This window comes from Streptococcus mitis, assembly GCF_905187495.1.
Lineage (GTDB): Bacteria > Bacillota > Bacilli > Lactobacillales > Streptococcaceae > Streptococcus > Streptococcus mitis_CU.
This window is the reverse complement of the sequence record NZ_CAJJIB010000001.1, coordinates 207,242-228,921: the sequence shown is the minus strand read 5'-3', so window position 1 is coordinate 228,921 and position 21,680 is coordinate 207,242. Positions and strand designations below refer to the sequence as shown.

Here is a 21,680-nt window from a genome sequence, read left to right as displayed (position 1 = left end):
ATTCAAATTAATCTCCCCATGTAGACTCGAAATGACCCTTACGTTCTGCTTCTTCGGGTAACTTCATGTAATCACCGTATATTTTTGTTAAATATTCATCTGGGTTTGCATGGCAACTGATTTCCAAGTTCTCAAACTCTAATAATTGTGGTTCACCGAATACTTCTTTTCTAGCAAGTTCACGTTCTCTGTAGGAACCTAATACATTACCTACTATTGAACTAGTTTCAAAATCATATTGTTTAATTAGATTTTGTAATTTGTTGTTAATAGTGGTTGTTTTTAGAAGTTTATTTAGTTTCAAAACTTTTGATATACTCACAATTGCATTTTCAAAACTTCCCCGATCTCTGTCATGTAAACGATCGATTACAGAAATTTTAGAAAGTGCTCGATAGAGTTTAATTTTGTTTGTATGAATAAAATAATAAAAACGATCATCTGGATAACCATCCAGAGGGAAAATATCTATGAATGGACTACATAGTTCATCTCCAAATGGAATTTGTAAAGATGTATCCATAATAGAGGTATTACCTAAATTATCATCGTGAAGCCTCAAGATAACATGTTCTGGAAGTTCCTTTTTACAAATAGATATAAATTTTTCATAATCTTTTCGAGGCATCCCTAAATCCATATCATCATCCCAAGGAATAAATCCTTTATGACGAATTGCTCCTAGCAATGTTCCTCCCAAAGCATAATATCTTAAATCATGTTTACTACAAATAGCAATATAACTTTTCAATAAAGATAATTCTCCTAGTTGAATTTCCCTCACTTTATTCATAATTTTACTTCGCTCCATCCCTCATAAATACAACTTTAACTGTTTTTAGTAGAATTTCAATATCTTTCCAAATTGTCCAATCGTCTATATAAGCTACATCTAATTTAACAACTTCATCAAAATTCTTAATCTCACTTCTACCACTAACTTGCCAAAGTCCAGTGATACCTGGTTTAAAACTCAATCGACGTTTTTGTTCAGGTGTGTATGTCTCATATTCATCAACTGTTGGCGGTCTTGTTCCAACTAGACTCATATCCCCTTTCAAAACATTCCAAAATTGAGGGAGTTCATCCAAGCTAGTTTTACGGATAAAGCGCCCAATGTTTGTGATGCGAGGATCATTATCCATCTTAAACATACCACCCTGCATAGTATTTTTCTCCAACAATTCTCTCTTTTTATCCTCAGCATCAATACACATTGATCTAAATTTATAAAAAGTAAAATGTCGACCGTTTTTTCCTATACGTGTCTGGGCAAAAATAGCAGGCCCACCATCTTTTCTAATAGCTGGAACTAGAACTATACTGACTAAGCCACAAATCATTAAACCAAAAATAGAACCAATAATATCTATGACACGCTTAGCAATGACATGACTATTTTTATAAAATTTCGTCGAAAAGGTAATGACATTTAGACCAGCCATCCCACGGATTTTCTTGTCACGCCCTAGATTATGGTCAAAAGCATTTAGATTAACTGTTACATCAATTCCCATCGTTTCAAAACGAGAAATAAATTCACCAATATCATATTCTTCACTAGGAAGATTGATAAACACTTCGTCCACAACTTCGTGAGTTGCAAAATTTAAAATATCTTCGACTGGTACGACTGTAATAGTATCATGTTGGAAATTAGGTTTATCTAATACACTAACTGCCACCAGTTCTCCAAAGAAATCACCAGCATCAAGTAATTTATCCATCACTTTCTCAACTCTAGATGTTGCTGTAATCAAGAATAGTTTTTTACTCCATTTCAAATTAGGAAATATCCGTTTCGAATAATACTTGATAAAAATATTGAATAGATACATTAGAATCGAGTGTAAGGTTAAGAAATACACCATGCCTCGTCTAGAGATGCTAAAGCGTTCTTCTAAAAAGAAATTGGAAAGACTAATTGCCAACGCAAAGAAAATGATATATTTTGTCAAGCGAACAAGCTCACGTAAATATCCTCTTTTAAAAAAATCTTGACCGAAATCACTAAAATAAAATACTATGTAGTGGAGAATATATAGGACAATCATTGTTGTTGAAAGAATATCTGTCTCTTTAACAAAACTAAGAAAATACCCCAGTAACACTACTATAAAACTCTGGATTACTGCCAGAGATATTTTTATCCCTTTCTCTTCCATAACTACTTCCTAGTTTATTTTTTACTTTTTCCCATAATTGCCATAAGCTCCATAAGCTCCATAACCACCATAAGCTCCGTATTTTTCAACTTCGGTGTTGAATTTATTTAGAACTACACCTAAAAAAGGAGTCCCTGTTTGTTCTAACTGTTCCTTCGCCTTTAAGACATCACGTCGTTTTGTCTCTCCAGCTGCCGTAACCAAGATAGAAGCATCACATTTTTGTGTAATGATAGCGGCGTCAATAACCATCCCAATCGGTGCAGTATCCACAATGACATAGTCAAAATACTTACGTAGGGTATCAATCATGGTATGGAAATTTTCACTCTGCAGGAGGGCCGTTGGATTAGGTGATGTCGGTCCTGCCTGAATAACAAATAGGTTATCAATATTGGTATCACAGAGACCATTTGAAAGATCAGTAGTCCCTGCCAAAAAGTCAGTCAATCCAGTAATTTTTTCTCTTGACTTGAAGACACCAGACATAACTGAATTACGGATATCCGCATCTACTAGTAATGTTTTATAGCCTGCACGTGCGAAAGCCCAGGCGATATTAGTTGAAGTTGTAGATTTCCCTTCACCAGGTTTGACAGATGAGATGGCAAGAACTTTCAAATTATCACCACTCAATTGAATATTGGTGCGCAAAGCATTATAGTGTTCTTCAGCTTTTTTAGCAAAATCTAAACGCTTTTGTGCGATTTCTAATGTTGGCATATTTTCTCCCTTACTTTAACTTATCCAAATCTGGAACAATTCCTAAAAGTGCGACATGCATGACTTCTTCGACATCTTCTGGTCGCTTGACACGATCATCCAATAATTCAAACAATAAGACTGAAACAACCATTACTGCACCACCTACTAGGAAAGCAAGCGCAGTATTTCGACGAATATTAGGTGAGGATGGAGTTAGTGCCGGTCTCGCTTCCTCTAGTGTTGTCACATCAGATACACGAGTTACAGAAATGATTTTTTCCGATGCAACCTCACGAAGAGCATTGGCGATACGGCTCGCTTCTTCTGGCTGTGCATCTTTTACAGCAATTGACACGATACGAGTATCTACAGGCACTGTTACCTGAATCTTCTTGCTTAATGCCTTAACTGTTTTCTCTAGTTTAAGATTTGAAATGACTTTCTCCAGTACATCTTGCGAAAGGATAATTTCCTTATAGTCTTTTACCAGGTAAGTACCAGCCTGCAAATCCTGGTTGGTCAAACCTGCTTTTTCTGATTGATTTCGATTAACCACATAAATACGTGTTGTACTAGAGTACTCAGGTGTTAGTACAAAACTGCTTACACCGAAAGCTAGGACAGCTGCTACAATCGCAGTCAAGATGATAGCGATTTTCTTCTTCCAAAGGATTTTAAATAATTGGACAATGTCAATTGCGATTTCTTTATTTTCTTTCATGTCAACTCCTAAATAATTTGATCAGCTAAGATGATGCGAGGATTTTCGATAAATAATTCTCTCGCCTTTCTATCACCGTATTGTTTTGAAACGATCTCATAAGCTTCTTTCATGTAAGGTGGTCTTTGGTCTAAATTGTGCATATCACTAGCAACAAAATGTACCAAGTCACGCTCTAGAAAATAGCGAGCTCGTTTCTTCATAAATTTATATTTATCTCCAAATAACTTTGGTTTTAAAATACTTGAGCTATTGATTTGAGTGTAGCAACCCATATCAATCAACTCTTTCACCCGTTTTTCGTTATTCTCTAATTCATGGTAACGTTCAATGTGGGCAACTACAGGCGTTATCCCAAGCATGAGAACATTGCTCAAAGCAGTATGGATTTCCCGATAAGGGGTAGCCATACTAAACTCAATGAGAGCATAGCGTGTCCCATTAAGACTTGGAATGACCTGTTTCTCCAATTTCGCAAGCACATCACTAGTATAATAAATTTCTGCTCCATAGAGAATGGTCAAGTCTGGAGCCACCTCCTTGGCTAGCTCCTTAACTTCTTGGAAGTTTGCCTCTATTGTCTCCTCAGGAGTTTCAAACATTCCTTTTCGTCTATGCGATGTCGATACAATAGTCCTTACCCCTTGCCTATAGGCTTCTGCCAGAAGCGCCTTGCTTTCTTGCTTAGATTTTGGACCATCATCCACACCAAATACAATATGCGAATGAATATCAATCATTTTGTCTTATTTTCCTTCCATCACATCATTGATTGCAGCCTTGACTGACTCTAAACTGCTATCACTTATCTCCATCATGTAGAGGTTACTATCAGGCATGGCATAAGATGGCAAATCCATCCGCCCTGTTCCTTTAAGATCTTGTGAATTAATCTTATAAGTTCCACCACTCTCAAGTTGAGCATTGATTAAGTTCATCATGGTTTCAAGTGGCATATTGGTTTGAATCGAATCTTGCAACCCCTTAATAATACTGTCATAATTTCTCAAAGCTTCTGTCGAGGTTAACTTTTGCAGAATAGCCACAATGACCTTTTGCTGATTGCGACCACGATCCCGGTCTCCATCTGCCAGAGAATAGCGCTCACGCACAAAGCCAAGAGCCTGCTCCGAATCAAGATGAACATTCCCTACTGGGAAATGAAACTTCCCGTGACGAGATGTAAATTCCTGATCATTATAGACATCAACTCCACCAAGGAGATCAATCAATTTCAAGAAAGAGGTGAAATTCAAACGAGCGTAGTAATTTAAATCAATACCGTAGAGATTTTCCAGTGTATGAATGGAAGCATCTACCCCATAAATACCCGCATGGGTCAACTTATCTTTTTGGTTGTTACCACCATCTGCAATTGGAACATAGGAATCACGAGGGGTTGTTGTTAAGAGAATCTTTTTCGTTTCACGATTCACTGTCATAATGATATTGACATCCGAACGAGAAACCGAACTGATTGGACCATAAGTATCAATTCCGCTGATATAAACGTTGAAACTGTCACCTTTGACATCTTTTGGAGTTTCAACCGTTTTGGTTAATCCTTTGGTATAGATTTTCTTAATTTTTGAAGCATAGTCAGGATATTCCGATTCGATAATATTTTCAAAGACACTGTTTAGAATGATTGCCTTTGTATCGCCAGCTAACAGGCTCTTATATGCCGCAAGATAGGAGCTGCTTTCTTCGACTGTCAGTTCTTTATTTTGAGTAGCTTTCAGATCATTCATCAACTGTTGGATATTATCCTTATCCGTCCCAGTAGGCCCCATTACACTGGTTACCTGACTGATATTATCAATTGGACTATCTGCTAACACCGCAACACTCATCGAATAATTCGAGTAATTCGATGTCGCATTCAGGCGACTGGTAAATCCAATGAACTGCCCTACAGCAAAGAGAGAAGTACCATTGATTAACACACCAAGTAGTAATAAAAACAGCGTTAGATTTTGAACTTTCTTGGACCGAATTAAAAAGAAGCACAAGATGGCTAAGGCTACAATTAAGACAGTGACCACTATATTGAGATATCGGAAGGCTAGCATATTGTACTTGAAAATCAAAAACAATAAAAAGACTGCTAGTAATGCATAGATAGCTAGCAACCCCCAACTAATCAATATTTTTGTTTTACCCTGACGAGCTCGCTTCGAAGACCTACTCACGATATACCTCTATTATCAATTTTTATTTCATTTTATTATATCATAAAAAAATACACTTGTGGGGTAAATCCACTTAGGTAAGGCGTTTTCATCTTATTTCTGAAACATTCTTTTTACTTGCAAACAATTACATCAATAAATTTACTATATAGATGTTAAAACGAGGCCCCTTACGGAACCTCGCTCATCTTTATTTAACATGATTTTCTGCTTCTTTTTGAGCTTTTTCGATTGCTTTTTTGCTTTCTTGCTCCCATTTAGTCTTAGCTTCTTCATACTGTTTGGTTGTCACAGTATCTTTTTGCAGTTTCATATACTTGTAGTTATTGCCGTCACCCTTGATGCCGACCAGTGAATAGCCTCTTGTAAATGGCGTTACTTTGGTTACAGAAGCTGTTCCACCACTTGACATGGCTGACATAATCAGAGAATTGTCAATCATCCAAGCCTGTGCTCCAGCATATTTTTCATAGCGTTTGGCTACATCTTTATTTTCACTATCTGCATCTTTGAGCATCTTGGTGTAGGTATCAAGCCCCAAGCTAGCAATCTTAGCTTTATCTTCTTGAGCATCTAGACCAAAAATCTTGAGGTAGAACCCATCCTCTGCATTGAAAGGATTAAGATAAGTTGACGGATCTTGATAGTCACCTACCCAGCCATCAAAGTTCAAATCATAGTCTCGATCAGCTGGCGTTGGTGCCAAGAAAGCTACGTTATTAAAATCATCTGTTGAAAGTTGTTGAACATCAATGACAATGTTATCAGCACCCAAAACTGACTCAAGGGTCTGCTTAACTGAGTTCATTCCTGTCACGGCATTTTTACTTGTCTGATCAACAGCCACATCCAAGTGAATAGGGAAAGTCACACCTTGACTCGCCAATTCTTTTTTAGCTTCTGCAAATTTTGCTTGGGCTTTTTCTTTGTTAAAATAGGCATCCTGAGCATCTGCCAAGTTAATACCTGACCATTCTGTGCCATAGTTGACCAATTTAGAAGCGACTACTTCTCCAAAAGTCTTGTCTCCAACTTGAACAAATGTAGGAGGCACTAGGGTGTTACGAAGGGTCTTGCTAGCCGCATCTTCCCCATTTGACTGAGCAGAATAGGCTGTGCGGTCCAAGGCAAAGTTCACTGCTTGGCGGAAGTTTTTATTCAAGACAGCTGTCTCAGTTGACTTCTTCTGCTCATCTGTCGTTTTAGCAGTGTGATTGTAAGCCTTACGGTTGACATTGAAATTAAAATACCAAGAAGTCTTGTCCTGCAAGCTATAAACGATATTATCCTTATATTTTTCTTTGGTCTTGGCGAAGTTAGAACTATTTGGATAAACCCCAGCGATTGAATAAGCTCCACTTTCAAAGTTACGGATGGTCAATTCTTGGTCTGAACCATCAAAATAAGCCAATTTTACGTGTTCAATTGATACTTTATCATGATCGTAGTAATGCGGATTTTTCACATATTCGATCGATGATTTTGATGTGAAATCTTTTAACAAATAAGGTCCGCTGTAAAGAATACTATCTGGAGATAGAGTACCAAAATCTTTCCCTTTCGAATTTAGAAACTCTTCATTCACTGGGAAAAGAATACTATTGGTTGTTTTTGAATTCCAGTAAGGCTCTGGGCGTGCCAAAGTATACTCAACAGTATGGTCGTCAATGGCCTTCACCCCAACCTTAGAAAAGTCAGAATCCGCTCCTGTAATATAATCATTCAAGCCCTTGATCGAGTTTTGAATCAAGTCAATGGCCTGGGATTTATTATCCACTGCATACTTGATACCTGTCACAAAATCTTGTGCCTTGACTGGGGCGTACTCTTCACCGTCAGCCGTGAACCATTTGGCATCTTTTCTCAGTTTGTAGGTATAAGTCAGGCCATCGCTTGAAACAGACCAGTCTTCTGCCAAAGATGGAACTAGGTTTCCGTGGTTGTCATTTTCAAGCAAACCATCAACTAGGTTGGTAATGATGGCTGTATTATCAGCGTAGTAGTCTAACAAGTAGTTAAATGTAGTTGGATTTCCACTAAAGGTTGATGAGTAAGTTTTTGTATCTGAACCTGATTGTCCGCAAGCAGCTAAAAGCAAAGCAGCTGCAAAAGTCAGGCCTGCACTAAGGACACGCTTTTTTGTAGTCATCTTCTTTCTCCTTTATGTTAGTTTTTATAACATAAGTTTATTTTACCAAAATAGTGGGAATTTGTAAAGTTAATTGAATTTTGAGAATGAAAGTTTATAAACCTTGGTTATAAAAAAAACAAAGGATTTCTGCCTTTCATACAGTCCTCCCTTGTTTTTATGCGATTTCAATTTTAAATTTTTCTGTAAAAAATATTTATAGTAATTCCACACAGAAAGCATCCCATGGAGCTAAGATTTGTTTTTCAAAGACTTCTTGAGCTAGGGCGTTTTCAATCAAGACAGATTTGACGTTTCCTTCTACTGTCATGTCTTGCTCTTCATTGGATAAGTTGGCCACAACTAGGAAGCGACGGTCGCCATCTTTACGGATATAGGCAAAGACCTTGTCAGCTGTTTCCAATAGTTCAAAGTCAGCTCGAATCAGCCAGCTATTCTCCTTACGGATTTGAACCAGTTTCTGATAAGTATAGAAAATAGATTCTGGATTTGCCAGCGCTTTCTGAACGTTGATTACTTCATAGTTTGGATTGACTGCCAACCAAGGCTGACCTGTCGAGAAACCAGCGTTTTTGCTCTCATCCCATTGCATTGGAGTACGGGCATTGTCACGTCCAATGACACGGATACTGTCCATGATTTCTTCCATCGGAACACCTTTTTCAAGAGCTTCACGCGCATAGTTAAGAGATTCAATATCTTCTACTTGGTCCAGCGTTTCAAACGGATAGTTGGTCATCCCAATCTCCTCACCTTGGTAGATATAAGGAGTCCCTCTCATGAGATGAAGCAATATTGCAAAGGCTTTGGCAGATTTTTCGCGGTATTCTTGATCATTTCCCCAGATTGAGACAATACGAGGGAGGTCATGATTGTTCCAGAAGAGGGAATTCCAGCCGTCCTCAACTCCTAACTCTGTCTGCCATTTGTTGAAAATCTCTTTTAACTTAGCGATATTCAGCTCTTTTTGATAGTGCCATTTAGGCTGACCTTCCTGATACTGAAGACCGATATGTTCAAACTGGAAGACCATAGACAATTCTTGCCCCTTTGGATCCGAGTAGAGCTTGGCAATCTCTGGCGTTGCTCCCCAGGTCTCTCCCACTGTCAAGAGATTCTTATCTCCAAAGGTCGCCTGATTCATCTCCTTGAGATAGGGATGGAGCATGGGACCATTATTGACTACTTTCTCGTCAGGAATTTTCCCAATCATGTCAATGACATCCATGCGGAAACCACCAATGCCTTTATCAATCCAGAAATTCATCATCTCATAAATTTTCTGACGAAGTTTTTCATTTTCCCAGTTGAGATCAGGTTGCTTCTTGCTGAAAAAGTGGAGATAGTACTGACCTGACTTTTCATCGTACTCCCAAGCAGACCCACTAAAGATAGACTCCAAATCGTTTGGTTCATCCCGCCAGATATAGTAGTCTCGTTCAGGGCTATCAGGATTTTCACAGGCCTCGACAAACCAAGCATGCTCATCTGAAGTATGATTGACCACTAAGTCCATGATGATACGAATATCACGCTTCTTAGCTTCCGCGATCAGTTGGTCCATATCCTCCATGGTTCCGAAAATAGCTGCAATCGCTTGATAATCAGCAATATCATAGCCATTATCATCCATAGGACTGTCATAAACTGGAGAAAGCCAAATCGCTGTAATTCCTAACTTGGCTAGATAGTCTAACTTACTGGTAATTCCTGGCAAATCGCCAGTTCCATCTCCATTACTATCCATAAAACTCTTAGGATAGACCTGATAGACTACGGCATTGTGCCACCATTTTTCTTGCATCTTCTTACCTCATTATTTTAATAAGCTGTAGTCTATGATAGCGCTTTTTAAAATTTTATGCAAGCGTTTGCCTAATCTTTTTGATTCCTTTTTTAACTCCATAGTTTCCTAACTTCCAATTTTTTATTATAATAGGGGTCAGAGGTAAAAAAATGAAAAAACAAGCTTTTAGTTCTGAACAATATTTGAATCTACAGCGCGACCACATTTTGGAGCGCATTAACCAATTTGACGGCAAGCTCTACTTGGAGTTTGGTGGCAAAATGTTAGAAGATTTCCACGCTGCTCGTGTCCTTCCTGGTTATGAGCCTGACAACAAAATCAAGCTCTTGCAAGAATTGAAAGAGCAAGTCGAGGTTGTAATTGCCATTAACGCTAGCAACATCGAACATTCCAAGGCACGTGGTGACTTGGGAATTTCTTATGACCAAGAAGTTCTTCGCTTGATTGATAAATTCAATGAATTGGGAATTTTTGTTGGCTCAGTGGTCATCACACAGTACGCTGGCCAACCAGCTGCAGATGCCTTCCGCAACCAACTGGAAAAAAACGGAATTGATTCTTATCTTCATTATCCAATCAAAGGATATCCGACGGATATGGATCACATCATTTCTCCAGAAGGCATGGGAAAAAATGACTACATCAAAACCAGTCGCAACTTGATTGTCGTAACCGCTCCTGGACCTGGTTCTGGAAAATTAGCAACTTGTATGTCCAATATGTATCACGACCAAATCAATGGTATCAAGTCTGGTTACGCTAAATTTGAAACCTTCCCAGTCTGGAATCTTCCCCTTCATCACCCAGTCAACTTGGCCTACGAGGCTGCCACAGCAGACCTTGACGATGTCAACATGATTGACCCCTTCCATCTCCAAACCTACGGAGAAACCACTGTCAACTACAACCGTGATATCGAGATTTTCCCAGTGCTCAAACGCATGTTGGAACGTATCCTAGGAGAGTCCCCATACTCTTCTCCGACAGATATGGGTGTCAACATGGTTGGTTTCGCTATTACAGATAATGAGGCTGCTATCGAAGCCTCTAAACAAGAAATCATCCGTCGCTACTATCAGACTGTTCTTGATTTCAAAGCCGAAAAAGTGGGCGAATCTGCTGTCAAGAAAATTGAGTTGCTTATGAATGACCTCGGCATCACACCTGCAGACCGTAAGGTTGCTGTTACTGCACGCCAAAAAGCTGAAGAAACTGGCGGACCAGCCCTAGGCCTTGAATTGCCAACTGGGGAAATTGTCACTGGTAAGAACTCAGAACTCTTTGGTCCTACAGCCGCTGCTCTTATCAACGCCATCAAGAAATCAGCTGACATCGCTAAAGAAGTAAAACTAATCGAACCTGAAGTTGTTAAGCCAATCCAAGGTCTTAAAATCGATCATCTCGGTAGCCGCAATCCACGCCTTCATTCAAATGAAATTTTGATTGCACTTGCTATCACAGCTACAGAAAATCCTGATGCTGCTCGCGCTATGGAAGAACTTGGCAACCTCAAAGGAAGCGAAGCCCACTCAACCATCATCTTGACTGATGAAGACAAGAATGTCCTTCGCAAATTGGGTATCAATGTAACCTTTGACCCTTATTACCAATACGATCGCTTGTATCGTAAGTAAAGATTTGAACCTCTCCACTATCGGAGAGGTTTTCTCTCTGTCTCAGGAGCCGGCTTTATGTTATAATGAAATTAGAAAACTGAAAGGATTTACCATGTCAAAAGAAGTTATTGTTGAAAGTTTTGAACTTGACCACACCATTGTTAAAGCACCCTATGTTCGCTTGATTGGGGTAGAAACAGGGCCAAAGGGAGATGTCATCTCCAATTATGATATTCGTTTAGTGCAACCAAACGAAGACTCAATCCCTACCGCTGGCCTTCATACTATCGAGCATCTCTTGGCCAAACTCATCCGTACCCGCATCGACGGTATGATTGATTGTTCCCCATTTGGTTGTCGTACAGGTTTCCATATGATTATGTGGGGACGTCATACTAGCGCTGAGATTGCAGCTGTTATCAAGGATTCGCTCAAAGAAATCGCTGAGACCACTACTTGGGAAGATGTCCCTGGAACAACCATCGAATCTTGCGGAAACTACAAGGACCACAGCCTCTTCTCTGCTAAAGAATGGGCTAAACTCATCTTGGAACAAGGAATCTCAGATGATGCCTTTGAGCGTCATGTGATTTAAACACAAAAAAGGAACCAGTTTTTTCAGCTGGTTCCTTCTTTTTTATTCTCAAAATCTCTAGTTAAGCTTTCTCACGAATAACCAAACCACCGTCTTCCATATCTGCTTCTAGGTGTTTGGCATCTAGGTGATCCAAGTGGAAGTCTGTGACTTTGTCACGGATTTGTTGTTCAACCACACGACGGAGTGGACGAACACCCATGACTTCATCGTAGCCTTCTTCTGTGATATAGTCTTTAGCCGCTTGACTAACTGCTAAATCAATGTCTTTCTTAGCCAAGGTTTGGTTGACTTCAGCCAGCATCAAGTCCACAATTTTAGAAAGGTCTTCCTTAGTCAAGTGTGAGAACTCAATGACTGCGTTAAAGCGGTTGAGGAACTCTGGACGGAAGAATGGTTTCAAACGGTCCATCAATTCTGGTTTGTCCGCATCTTCTGTCAAGTTAGCTTCGTAACCAAAGCCTGCGTTTGAAGTTGCGATAATCACCGTATTCTTGAAGTTTACTGTATTTCCTTGACCATCTGTCAAACGACCATCATCCAAGACTTGGAGGAGAAGGGTAATGACTTGAGGATCAGCCTTTTCAATCTCATCCAAGAGAATGATAGAGTATGGATTGCGACGAACACGTTCTGTTAAGGTATTGCTATTGTCATCATAACCCACATAGCCTGCTGTTGTACCAATTAGCTTAGAAACAGCTGTGCGGTCACTGTATTCAGACATATCCAAACGGATGATGGCATCCTTGGTTCCAAACATATCTAGCGCCAATTGCTTAGCAAGTTCTGTCTTACCAACCCCAGTTGGTCCTACAAAGAGGAAGCTACCGATTGGGCGATTACCTTCATCAAAACCAGCACGGTTACGACGGATAGCACGGGCTACAGCTTCAACTGCCTTATCTTGACCGATTACCTTATCTTGCAGACGATGAGCCATATCTTTCAAACGTTCGATATCAGATGCTCCCATTTGTGACACTGGAATACCGGTCATTCGTTCTACAGACTCAGCCACATCGTTGACACTTGCAGTCACTTTCATATCTTCTGTGTGGTTTTCGATTTTCTTTTCCAATTCTGCGATACGTGTTTTATAGTTTAGAGCTGCTTCAAAATCTTCTGCCTCAACTGCTTTTTCTTGCTTGTCTTTTTCTACCTCAATTTCACGTTCAACAGCATGCACATCTGTTACAGGATGTTGAGCCGCCAAGTGAGCTGCTGTAACATCGACAAGGTCGATAGCCTTATCTGGCAAGCTACGTTGAGGAATATACTGAACAGAATAATCCACCGCTGCTTTCAAAACTTCGTCTGGCAAGATGACATTATGGTGTTGTTGATAGAGGTCACGAATTCCTTGAAGAATTTTATATGTATCCTCTGCTGAAGGAGCATTGACCTTGACTTCGTTGAAACGACGAGCAAGAGCTGCATTCTTCAAGATAGTGTTACGGTATTCGTCTTGAGTCGTTGCCCCAATCACGGTCAATTCTCCACGAGAGAGGGCTGGCTTGAGAATATCCGCAAGCCCTTTAGAACCACTGTCACCTCCAGTAGATCCAGCACCAAGAATTTGGTGAATTTCGTCGAAGAAAAGGATAATATTTCCAGCTTCTTTGACTTCGTTTACCAAGTTTTGAATGTTTTCTTCAAAACTACCGCGGTATTGAGTCCCAGCCTCAAGTCCTGAGATATCAATAGAAATAATTTCCTTGTTCTTAATGGCAGCTGGAACATCGCCATTCACAATGGCTTGCGCTAGGCCTTCGACAACTGCTGTCTTACCAACACCTGCGTCTCCAACCAAAACAGGATTGTTTTTGGTACGACGTGAGAGGATTTCAGATGTTTCTTGAATTTCCTTGTTTCGTCCGATAACAGGATCCAGCTTGCCCTCACGTGCTTCTGCTGTCAAGTTTCGACCTAGTTTTGCAAGGACACCGTCTTGTTTCATACCTGAAGACTGTTGTTTCATTTGTCCATCAGTTTCTGCATTTCCTGGCAATTGACCCGTTGCACGATAATGAGCAAATTCCTCAGGTGTCACTTCACGTCCATTAATTAAGTAGCGACGGTTTTCAGAACTGTATCCTCGCATACCACCCATCAATTGGTTAAATAAATCGTCCATGTTGTTAAAATTATTAAAGTTGTTGTTCATATTCCTTACCTCTTTTTATATTTCTTCGTTATTATTACTGATATTGACTATCTTTGACCTTTGTTTTAAAAAATTTAGACTAGCTAAATAGCTACTCTACGTACTATTTCTGGTTTTTCTTTTTCAAGCAGGAGTAGACTATCTTTACTTCTGAAAATTTCTAGATTAAACATAGACACACCTCTTTCTATTTTACTTTAAATAATACTCTTCGAAAATCTCTTCAAACAACGTCAGCTCTATCTGCAACCTCAGAACAGTGTTTTGAGCAACCTGCGCTAGCTTCCTAGTTTACTCTTTGATTTTCATTAAGTATAAGTGTTCTAGTAAGGCTTTCATTTACCTTACGTTCATAATATACTACATTAGTCAGAAAAGGTCAAGAGATTTGACTTTAATTGACCAATATTTTTTAGAATGCAAAAACACCCTGAAATATCAGGGTGCTATTCTTACATCAAATACAAAATTGCTAGGGTCAGGAGACTTGCTAGAAGTCCCACTCCCCAAAAGAAGAAGTCAACCTTCCACTCGCTCCAAGGATTTCCTTTACCAGACAATCCTCCAAGCTCAAAATGGTGATGCACAGGCGTCATACGGAAAATACGTTTACCACCAGTCATTTTGAAATAGCCGACTTGCATCATGACCGAAGTTGTTTCAAAGACATAAACAATTCCGATAATCAATAGAGTCCATTCTTGGTGGAGAGCCATAGAGATAGCTGCCAGCATTCCACCGAGAGCCAAACTTCCCACATCTCCCATAAAGACCTTGGCAGGCTTATGGTTAAAGACAAAGAAACCAAGCAAACCACCAATCATAGCAAGAATCACTAGAAGGATATCCATCTGACCTTGCACATAGGCAATAACTCCATAGGCAGACAAACTAATCACAACTGAAATACTAGCCAGGCCGTCAATACCGTCTGTCAAGTTTACTGCGTTTGAAAAACCGACTAGCCAGAAAAGAGCGAAGACAATATAGAAAATTCCTAGATGCACTTGGTAACCAAAGACAGAAAGCATATCTCCACCGCGCTCATAGAAAAGGTAGAAAATGACACCACCTAGAAGCTGAAGAGCCAATTTCTGCTTGGGATTAAGACCCTCATTGATTTTACGGAAGACCTTGAGGAAGTCATCTAAAAATCCGATTAAACCATAAAGAACCAAGATAAATAAAATCATACCGACATTATTGCTGAGTTGATTACTAAATAGGGCGAAAAAGAAAGCAACTAAAACAGAAGCAATTAAGAAAACCAAACCTCCCATGGTAGGAGTCCCAGCTTTTGCCTGGTGCTGTTTGACATCCTCATGCATCTGCTGACCTGTAATTTGCGCCTTTCTATAGAATTGGATAAAGGCCGGAATTCCTACTAAAGTTAGTAAAAATGTCACAATTCCAGCACTGATGGAAATAAACATATTAGTCTCCTAAAGTTAATTTAATTTTTTTAATGTTTTTGATAGCTGTATTAGTCCGAACATCCTGCTTCTGAACGACGGAACCTGAACCTTCAAATTCCAGTTCAATATCCAACCATTTAGCAAAGGTTTCAGCAGTCTCTTTTTTCCAGCCATACATGTCTGGAATTTCTTCTACCTTATCCGATAAAAGGAGAACTTGTTGGTTTGGTGCAAGATTGGTCCCTTCTTCTACAGAAGTCTCTTTAATCTTTGTTCCAGTACCTACAACGATTGGTTGCACAATATTTCGACGTAAGGCTTCCGCCAACTCACCAGGTGAAATATCCTTGATGCTAGGCATTGCATAAGAAGACTCTGTCGTAACTTTATCTAAATTCTTGGCTGGAGATTGAAGATTGAGAGATTCTTTCATAGCTGAAGCCCGCTCCAAGATTGGGTTGGCAAATTCTCCCAACTGGATACCTGAATAATGTTCAGGTTGTTGAACCGTTACATACAAGATAAAATCAGGATTTTCAGCAGGGTTCATAGCCACAACCGAGAAAATGTAATTGGTCGAACCAACTAAGTAGCCTCCATTTTTCTCGTCAGCGATTTGGGCTGTACCAGACTTGAGGGCTACATTTTGACCTGGAACATTGACAGTTGCTTTTCCTGTACTATGATTATACATAGTTCCATATCTAGGATCCGTTCCTACCAAGACCATGTGAGTCCGAGTTTGGCCAGCTGCATCTTTCGAAACTGGATTCCCTACAATTTCTTTTTGAGATCTACGAACGGTTTGATCATTTGGATCATACAAGGCCGTAATAAATTTAGGCTCTAGCATGACGCCATCATTGGCAATGGCTGTAAAAGCACGTAGCATCTGGGTCTGCGTTACAGAAATCCCCTGACCAAATGCACTCATGGCAATATTGACAATATTGTCAGCTGGAAGTTGGCCTGCATATTCATCTGTCAAACCAAAACGAGTTGGAACCCCAAATTTAAAGCGGTTTAGATAATCCAACCACGTAGCATCACCCATTTTTTGTTCAAGTAGACTCATTCCAACATTACTGGAGTGAGCGAAACCTTGTGAGAAAGTCATCATCCCACCAGTAGTCAAACCATCATTAACATCCCAATCTCGAATCGTCGCATCCGCTATTTTTAATTCACTGCTATTGAAGTATTCTCCACTTGGGAAGGTATTATTATCAATAGAAGAAGCTAACGTCATCACCTTCATGGCTGATCCTGGTTCATAGTTACTTTGATAAAGAATGTCACGCCAAACAAAGTCCTCAGTGATTCCTTCTTTAGTATCTGCATTAAAGGTAGGTCGTTGGGTGGTAGCGAGAATTTCACCGGTCTTTGCACTGACCAAGGTCGCGGTCATATACTTACCTTTTACTTTTTCTAGAAAGGCATCCATCTGAGTTTCCATGAAAGATTGTAGCGGACTAGACAATGTTGTATAAACATCCTTGCCATCCACAGTTTGTTGCGATACCAGTTCTGTACCTGGTACGATATTTCCTACACGGTCTTTTTCATAGGTAATAATACCGTCTGTCCCAGCAAGAATGGTATTTAAAGAACTCTCCAAACCAGAAGTCCCTAACAAACTCTTACTACCATCCTCATTTTCATGAAGTTGGGCTAAGCCAATAAAGCTAGAAGCAAATTGTCCATTTGGATAGCTTCTGTTAGGGCTAGTTGTAAAGTCAATCCCTTCCACACTAGCATCTTTCAAATCTTTTTTAATAGCCATCATATTGGCATAGGTAATCCCATTTCCTTTTGCACCAAAGGAAACTTGGGTCAGATTTGGTTGAGCTAATTGCTCTTTCACATAAGCTTCATCCATGTCTAAATACTTATGGAAGACTTCAGCTACCTTATTAAACTGCGAATCCTCTACATAAAGAATTTTTCCAGTTGCTGACTTGTATTTTTTATCAATAACAGCATAGACGTTATAGGAAGTCGCATCTTCAGCAATAGGCACTCCATTTCGGTCATAGATAGTCCCACGTTTGGCAGGAACTGTTCGGGTTGTTTGGTGAACCTTTTTAGCCTCTTTTACCAAGTCAGTACCAAATATATTACCTTTTGCGATAATATAAGCAAAATTGGCCAAAAAGAGGCCGAAAAGGGCAACAGCTAAAAAGCTGAGGTACTTGCCAACTATCCTACGGTTTTCTGCTGGAGATTTACGATTTTTTACCGCAAATCGGGTTATTTTTTCTGTCCATTTCATATCTTACTCCGCTGTTCGGATGTTTTCATTATTCAATTTCAAATCTTTTTTATCTGCAATTTCTTTCAAGCGCTCTGAACGAATCAATTCATTCACTTCCTGCTTGGCATCGTCCAGCTCTGTCTTCTTCTCCTCTATCTGCGCATTGATTTTTGTCAAATCACTTTGCACTTGCAAGAGTCGTGTCTGCATAAAGATAATGCTCACTGCTAAAACGAGTGCCGTAAAAGCGATGGAAAGATAAAAAGCCTTCTCCACACGTGAGAATTTTTTTATACGATTCTGCAAGAATTGACTGGTTGTTTCTTTCTTATCTACCATTTTTTCCTCTTACTTGTGAATTTTTCTGGCCACGCGCAACTTGGCTGAATGCGAACGGTTGTTGGCTTCTAACTCCTCTGCACTTGGCAAGATTGGCTTACGGGATACCAATTCCATCTTGGGCTTGAGATCATCTGGGATGAAAGGCAAGCCTTTTGGAACTTCAACCGTTGAAGCTTCCTTGAACAATTGCTTGGTCAAGCGGTCTTCCAAGGAATGAAAGGTAATCACTGAAATTCTACCATCTAGAGCCAACATCTCCATAGCCTGCTGGATGGATTCATCTGCCGCTCCCAGTTCATCATTGACTTCAATTCGAATAGCCTGGAAAATCTGCTTGGCAGGATGGCCCTTCTTCTTGAGCTCCTTGGCAGGTTTGGCCAACTTGATAATTTCTGCTAACTCAGTCGTTGTCTCGATTGGCTTGACTTCACGTGCTTGTTCGATCTTACGCGCAATCTGTTTAGAGAATTTATCCTCACCATACTTGAAGAAAATACGAACCAAGTCATGATAGTCATAGTGGTTCACCACTTCATAGGCTGTCAGACTAGCTTCCTGATTCATCCGCATGTCCAGTGGCGCATCCTTTTTATAAGAAAAACCACGTTCACGCTGGTCCAATTGAGGACTAGACACTCCCAAGTCATAACAAATTCCATCAATTTCCTGAACACCAGCTTCGCGCAAACGTGCCTGTAAATGACGGAAGTTATCCTTGATAAAAGTCACCATCCCCTTCTCAATGTAGGAAGCCAAGCGTTTTTGCGCATTGTTAATGGCATTCTGGTCTTGGTCAAAGGCATAGAGATGGCCTTTTTCACTTAATTTACTTAATAAATATTCGCTATGGCCTGCTCCACCCAAAGTCGCATCAACATAGATACCGTCAGGCTTTACGTCGAGCATATCAATCGTTTCGTGGAGTAAGACCGTTACATGATGAAATTCTTTTGTCATATCTTATCTATTTTACCACAAATCTGACTAGCTTGCACTAGTCAGACAAATAGGTCAAAAACAAGTAAGATTTCTTTAAGAAATATGTCAAATATGCTTGACATTCGCGCCATAGAAGAATATAATATAGTCAAATATATACGACACAAATCAGAAAGGAGAACAGATGAATCGTGTGAAAGAATTTCGCAAAGAACTGGGCATTTCCCAGCTCGAACTCGCCAAGGATATCGGTGTCTCGAGACAAACTATCAACATGATTGAGAACGACAAGTACAACCCAACTCTGGAACTCTGTCTCAATCTCGCCCGTAGCCTCCAAACTGACCTCAACAATCTCTTTTGGGAGGATGATTTTTAAAAAAGGAGCCAACACATGAAAAAAGAAACCTTCACTGAAAAACTGATCAAGCGCACATACGGTATTTCTGATCCACTTGACGAATACAAACGACGCGAGGCAGACCGTATAGGTAACCAAGTCTTTATCTTCCTCTTTTATCTGATGATTTTCGGCAATCTTATTCCGCTCATTCTGGCCTATAAATATCCTCAACTAGTAGCTCTAGTCTATCCTCCTCTGATTTTAGTGATTGCCCTCATCTCTGCTGGCTATGTCACCTACCAAATGAAAAAAACAGGGATTACAGCTATTGATCCAGATATGCTGAGCGAGAAAGAAAGTAAGCAACTATACTACCCAGGTCTTAAAGCAGGTTTGTTCTTTGGTCTATGGATGTTTTTTATAACTCCTCTTCTCAGTATACTCATAGGTGAAGGTCAGGACTATTTTCATTCTCTCCTCACTATAAGAAATGGTGTATCAAGCATTCTCGGTTCTATCTTCTTCGGAGCGAGTATACAGTTCCTCATCTCCCGTCGCATTGAAAAAGCTAAGAAAGATCAAGATGAGGATTAGGAGGAAACTCATGAAAAAAGAAAAGAAACAGTTACGTTATCCTGGTCTGAAAGCAGGTTCGATTTATGGAACAGTGATATTTTTTATAATTCCACTCATTGATACCCTAACAAGTGAAAATCCAAATTTTATCACTTCTCTTCTAAATACAAAACATATTTTTAAAACTATACTGGGAGCTTTCTTTTTCGGAGTGATGATACATATTGTCGACTCACTTCGTATTGCAAGAGCTAAAAAAGACCAGGATTAGGAGGTACCTATGAAATCATTACTAACTTTACTTACCTATCATCTTTTGTTCAGTTCTCTTCTCATCTTCATCATCGTTTCAGGGAACTTGCCATTCAGCGAGATATTCCTCCTTCTAGTCTTTATTCCAGCCCTCAACAAAGGACTAACTTATCTAAAGATTGACTCCCAAAAAACACGCATACTCAACTTAGCACTGTGCTTTATGATTATATCTTTACCACAACTGATGCTCATATCAAGCGATTGGAAATATTATTTACTGCTGACTATCGCTATCCTTTCTTCTATTACTTATCTTTATTATCTCTATCAATTCGTAAAAGAAACAAAATAGCATCGTTCATTTAGGAGAAATCACCCATGAAAAAAGAAGACTTAACCACTCGCCTACTTCGAAATTTCTTTCATATCCAAGGGCCTTTTGATGAATGCCGTCAAGAGGTTATCTACAAGGCTTGCGCCCGTTCCATGATCCAAATCTTTTACTCTTCCTTCATTCTCTTCCTATTCTATATTTTGTTCGGAAGCTTTATAGAAATTGTTCGAAATGTTATGCCCTACATCTATTTTGGACTCATTTTGTTCATGAGTATAAAAGCTCAAAAAGCCGTCCAAGAGCTTCATCTTGAAAAGGATGACAAATCAGAAATCATTCTCAAAATCTACAGCAAAGCCCAAATCAAATTCCGAAGCTGGATTGTGTTTATCGGTATTCAGATTGGCCTCTTTACCTTACTCATCTTTCATAAAGTCTTCGTTCAGCAGATGTCCCTTTCAGATTTTGTGAAATTGCTCTTGCAATTCGATAAAAGTGGTCCTTTCCTGATGTATGGCCTCATTATCGGTAGCATTTTTGGAACCCTGACCTACGGATTTCTATCACTACAGGAGGAGAAAACTCCTAAAAATACCAAACAGAAGGAGAAAAGCAAGCAATGACTTCACTATACGATTTTTCAGTCTTGAAGCAAGACAATCAAGAAACTCCACTAGAGACCTATCGTGGTAAGGTTCTCTTGGTTGTCAACACTGCTACTGGATGTGGTTTAACGCCCCAGTACCAAGGACTTCAAGAACTCTATGATCGCTATCAAGAACAAGGTTTTGAGATTTTAGACTTCCCTTGCAATCAGTTTATGAGACAAGCACCAGGCAGCGCAGAGGAAATCAACGCCTTCTGTAGCCTACATTACCAGACCACCTTCCCACGTTTTGCCAAGATCAAGATCAACGGTAAGGAAACAGATCCCCTCTATGTGTGGCTAAAAGATCAAAAATCTGGCCCACTAGGAAAACGAATCGAATGGAATTTCGCTAAATTTCTCATCAGTCGAGATGGACAAGTCTTTGAGCGCTTTTCTTCTAAAACAGCCCCAAAACAAATTGAAGAGGCGATACAAAAATTACTATAATTCATAATC

Annotated in this window: 21 protein-coding genes; 8 read left to right on the top strand and 13 right to left on the bottom strand. The window is 39.6% G+C overall.

Features of this window, described 5'->3' with window-relative positions:
- Window positions 1–7: 7 nt before the first annotated feature.
- From JQ843_RS01115 to JQ843_RS01080, 8 genes are all read right to left on the bottom strand, one after another.
- Window positions 8–793: a LicD family protein gene (locus tag JQ843_RS01115; protein ID WP_203212695.1), complete on the bottom strand. Its 786-nt coding sequence runs from the start codon at window positions 791–793 to the stop codon at window positions 8–10.
- A 4-nt stretch (window positions 794–797) separates the two neighbouring features.
- A complete protein-coding gene (locus tag JQ843_RS01110) occupies window positions 798–2,165 on the bottom strand; it encodes a sugar transferase (RefSeq protein WP_203212668.1) in 1,368 nt (455 codons plus the stop codon).
- Between the two features lie 21 nt (window positions 2,166–2,186).
- Window positions 2,187–2,888, bottom strand: coding sequence for a tyrosine-protein kinase (locus JQ843_RS01105; RefSeq protein ID WP_203212667.1), 702 nt, complete (start codon window positions 2,886–2,888; stop codon window positions 2,187–2,189).
- 10 nt (window positions 2,889–2,898) lie between these two features.
- Complete coding sequence (locus tag JQ843_RS01100) at window positions 2,899–3,591, bottom strand: CspC family polysaccharide chain length determinant protein (RefSeq protein ID WP_203212666.1); 693 nt, start codon at window positions 3,589–3,591, stop codon at window positions 2,899–2,901.
- A gap of 8 nt (window positions 3,592–3,599) precedes the next feature.
- Entirely contained in the window at window positions 3,600–4,331 is a 732-nt protein-coding gene (gene cps4B / locus JQ843_RS01095) for a capsular polysaccharide biosynthesis protein Cps4B (RefSeq protein ID WP_203212665.1), read from the bottom strand.
- 6 nt (window positions 4,332–4,337) lie between these two features.
- The gene (gene cpsA, locus JQ843_RS01090) at window positions 4,338–5,783 is read right to left on the bottom strand and encodes an LCP family glycopolymer transferase CpsA (protein WP_203212664.1); all 1,446 of its coding nucleotides are present in this window, start codon (window positions 5,781–5,783) and stop codon (window positions 4,338–4,340) included.
- A gap of 190 nt (window positions 5,784–5,973) precedes the next feature.
- Complete coding sequence (locus tag JQ843_RS01085; RefSeq protein ID WP_203212663.1) at window positions 5,974–7,932, bottom strand: peptide ABC transporter substrate-binding protein; 1,959 nt, start codon at window positions 7,930–7,932, stop codon at window positions 5,974–5,976.
- A 196-nt stretch (window positions 7,933–8,128) separates the two neighbouring features.
- Window positions 8,129–9,736, bottom strand: coding sequence for a glycoside hydrolase family 13 protein (locus JQ843_RS01080; protein WP_078237916.1), 1,608 nt, complete (start codon window positions 9,734–9,736; stop codon window positions 8,129–8,131).
- A gap of 152 nt (window positions 9,737–9,888) precedes the next feature.
- Between JQ843_RS01080 and JQ843_RS01075 the strand changes: the two genes are divergently transcribed.
- Together JQ843_RS01075 and JQ843_RS01070 are read left to right on the top strand one after the other, a co-directional pair.
- A complete protein-coding gene (locus JQ843_RS01075) occupies window positions 9,889–11,373 on the top strand; it encodes a DUF1846 domain-containing protein (RefSeq protein ID WP_203180343.1) in 1,485 nt (494 codons plus the stop codon).
- A 94-nt stretch (window positions 11,374–11,467) separates the two neighbouring features.
- Window positions 11,468–11,950: an S-ribosylhomocysteine lyase gene (locus JQ843_RS01070; RefSeq protein ID WP_203212662.1), complete on the top strand. Its 483-nt coding sequence runs from the start codon at window positions 11,468–11,470 to the stop codon at window positions 11,948–11,950.
- 61 nt (window positions 11,951–12,011) lie between these two features.
- Here JQ843_RS01070 and JQ843_RS01065 read toward each other — a convergent pair whose 3' ends face one another.
- The 5 genes from JQ843_RS01065 to rsmH all read right to left on the bottom strand — a co-directional run bounded on the left by JQ843_RS01065 (window position 12,012) and on the right by rsmH (window position 19,085).
- Window positions 12,012–14,117 (bottom strand): ATP-dependent Clp protease ATP-binding subunit, encoded by a 2,106-nt coding sequence (locus JQ843_RS01065; protein WP_203212661.1) that lies wholly within the window; start codon window positions 14,115–14,117, stop codon window positions 12,012–12,014.
- A 452-nt stretch (window positions 14,118–14,569) separates the two neighbouring features.
- Complete coding sequence (mraY, locus tag JQ843_RS01060) at window positions 14,570–15,550, bottom strand: phospho-N-acetylmuramoyl-pentapeptide-transferase (protein WP_049546739.1); 981 nt, start codon at window positions 15,548–15,550, stop codon at window positions 14,570–14,572.
- Window position 15,551: 1 nt separating this feature from the next.
- Window positions 15,552–17,804 (bottom strand): penicillin-binding protein PBP2X, encoded by a 2,253-nt coding sequence (pbp2x, locus tag JQ843_RS01055; protein ID WP_203212660.1) that lies wholly within the window; start codon window positions 17,802–17,804, stop codon window positions 15,552–15,554.
- A 3-nt stretch (window positions 17,805–17,807) separates the two neighbouring features.
- Window positions 17,808–18,125 carry a cell division protein FtsL gene (gene ftsL / locus JQ843_RS01050; RefSeq protein ID WP_000227824.1) on the bottom strand — a complete coding sequence of 106 codons (318 nt, stop codon included), beginning with the start codon at window positions 18,123–18,125 and terminating at the stop codon, window positions 17,808–17,810.
- Window positions 18,126–18,134: 9 nt separating this feature from the next.
- Entirely contained in the window at window positions 18,135–19,085 is a 951-nt protein-coding gene (gene rsmH / locus JQ843_RS01045) for a 16S rRNA (cytosine(1402)-N(4))-methyltransferase RsmH (RefSeq protein WP_203212659.1), read from the bottom strand.
- Window positions 19,086–19,251: 166 nt separating this feature from the next.
- Between rsmH and JQ843_RS01040 the strand changes: the two genes are divergently transcribed.
- Genes JQ843_RS01040 through JQ843_RS01015 form a run of 6 tightly spaced genes read left to right on the top strand, consistent with a single transcriptional unit; the run spans window position 19,252 to window position 21,671 of the window.
- Window positions 19,252–19,446 (top strand): helix-turn-helix transcriptional regulator, encoded by a 195-nt coding sequence (locus JQ843_RS01040; protein ID WP_049544880.1) that lies wholly within the window; start codon window positions 19,252–19,254, stop codon window positions 19,444–19,446.
- A 15-nt stretch (window positions 19,447–19,461) separates the two neighbouring features.
- Window positions 19,462–20,004, top strand: a complete 543-nt coding sequence (locus JQ843_RS01035) for a DUF3278 domain-containing protein (RefSeq protein ID WP_203212658.1) — start codon at window positions 19,462–19,464, stop codon at window positions 20,002–20,004.
- A 10-nt stretch (window positions 20,005–20,014) separates the two neighbouring features.
- Window positions 20,015–20,257 carry a hypothetical protein gene (locus JQ843_RS01030; RefSeq protein ID WP_000711745.1) on the top strand — a complete coding sequence of 81 codons (243 nt, stop codon included), beginning with the start codon at window positions 20,015–20,017 and terminating at the stop codon, window positions 20,255–20,257.
- A gap of 9 nt (window positions 20,258–20,266) precedes the next feature.
- On the top strand, window positions 20,267–20,593 hold the full coding sequence (locus tag JQ843_RS01025) for a hypothetical protein (RefSeq protein ID WP_203212657.1): 327 nt from the start codon (window positions 20,267–20,269) through the stop codon (window positions 20,591–20,593).
- A 26-nt stretch (window positions 20,594–20,619) separates the two neighbouring features.
- Entirely contained in the window at window positions 20,620–21,198 is a 579-nt protein-coding gene (locus tag JQ843_RS01020) for a DUF3278 domain-containing protein (RefSeq protein WP_203212656.1), read from the top strand.
- Entirely contained in the window at window positions 21,195–21,671 is a 477-nt protein-coding gene (locus JQ843_RS01015; protein WP_203212655.1) for a glutathione peroxidase, read from the top strand. The genes JQ843_RS01020 and JQ843_RS01015 overlap by 4 nt, the downstream gene beginning before the upstream one ends.
- Window positions 21,672–21,680 lie beyond the last annotated feature (9 nt).